Here is a 1,336-nt window from a genome sequence, read left to right as displayed (position 1 = left end):
CTGCTGAGATGGTCACCTCGGCCTCGGCATCGCAATGTGCCATGATTTAGGTGCACAAAATCTGACTCGAGGTGACCGATATGAACTATAAACTTATCAGCATTGATTTGGCAAAAACAGTCTTCCAAGTGGCAGCATTTAACCCAGATAACACTATTGCTTTTAACCGTAAAATCAATCGCCCAGCATTACTTAGTACGCTCAGGCAATGCGAGCATACGCTCGTGGTGATGGAAGCCTGCTACAGTGCTAATTACTGGGGGCGTGCTATCGAAAAGCTCGGCCATACCGTCAAGCTTATCCCCGCCAGAATGGTGAAAGCCATGCTGGTTGGTAATAAAAATGACGCCAATGATGCGATTGCCATCGGAGAAACGGCTGGCCGTCCTAAAGTGAGTCTACTTCGCCCTAAAACGGTCGAGCAGCAGGACATTCAATCTTTGCTGCGCATTCGTGAGCGCTTGGTGGAGAATCGCACAGCGAACTGCAATCAACTGCGTGGTTTTCTCGCGGAATACGGCCTGATTGTCGCAAAGACTCGCCGCCAGTTGATGTTAGCCATTCCGCTCATTCTTGAAGATGCTGACAACGAATTATCCACGGTTGCCAGAGGGTTTATTCAACGACTCTATGAGTTTCAGTTGTATTTAAATGAACAAATAGACCAGGTTGCAGAGGAAATATTAACCCTTGCTCAAGCCATGCCACAGTATCCATTATTGCTAACCATCCCCGGTGTAGGTCCTATCGTCGCATCCACATTATTAGCCAGTATTAATGAAGTGAATGATTTTAAAAATGGCCGGCAATTAGCAGCATGGCTAGGACTAACCCCTTCACAATACAGTAGCGGTACGACTAATCGACTCGGCAAGATAACCAAGCGCGGTAATCAAACGCTCCGGCGATTGCTTATCCATGGTGCAAGAACCGTGGTGAACTGGTGCGATAAAAAAGACGACTCACTAAGCCTGTGGCTCCAACGGCTTAAACAGCGCCAACATGTTTGCAAAGTGACGGTCGCCTTGGCCAATAAGATGGCGCGGATGGTGTTTGTGGTGATGAGCAGCGGACAAGCATTTGATATGAATAAGGCGTGTAAAATGGCGGCCTAAGGGTATCAATTTAAAGCATGAATAAAAGTAGATAACGTCCATCAAAGCACAACAGCGGTAATGGTATTAATGAGTTAAACGGTTTGTCTTACCCAAAACCTGACGAGGACAGTGGCCTTCGAGGTCATGTGGCTGCCTAGGAGGGTAAGACGTCAATTTGGATCTCATTAGGGCGCAACAGACGCCGGATATATGTCGCAAGACCGCAAACCATTAACGAC

The 1,336-nt window shown here is 47.4% G+C and carries 1 protein-coding gene; it reads left to right on the top strand.

The genetic code is table 11. The features are described 5' to 3' along the window. Positions 1 to 80 precede the first annotated feature (80 nt). Positions 81 to 1,115: an IS110 family RNA-guided transposase gene (locus L2717_RS18030; protein ID WP_220775179.1), complete on the top strand. Its 1,035-nt coding sequence runs from the start codon at positions 81 to 83 to the stop codon at positions 1,113 to 1,115. The last annotated feature ends 221 nt before the right edge of the window (positions 1,116 to 1,336 follow it).

It is taken from the genome of Shewanella glacialipiscicola (genome assembly GCF_023283485.1).
GTDB classification, from domain to species: Bacteria; Pseudomonadota; Gammaproteobacteria; order Enterobacterales; family Shewanellaceae; genus Shewanella; species Shewanella glacialipiscicola.
Note: the sequence above shows the minus strand (reverse complement) of the source record. Positions and strands in the feature narration are given on the sequence as shown.

Coding starts and splice junctions, on each gene's coding strand:
- L2717_RS18030 (WP_220775179.1), top strand. CDS start 81: ATGAACTATAAACTTATCAGCATTGATTTGGCAAAAACAGTCTTCCAA.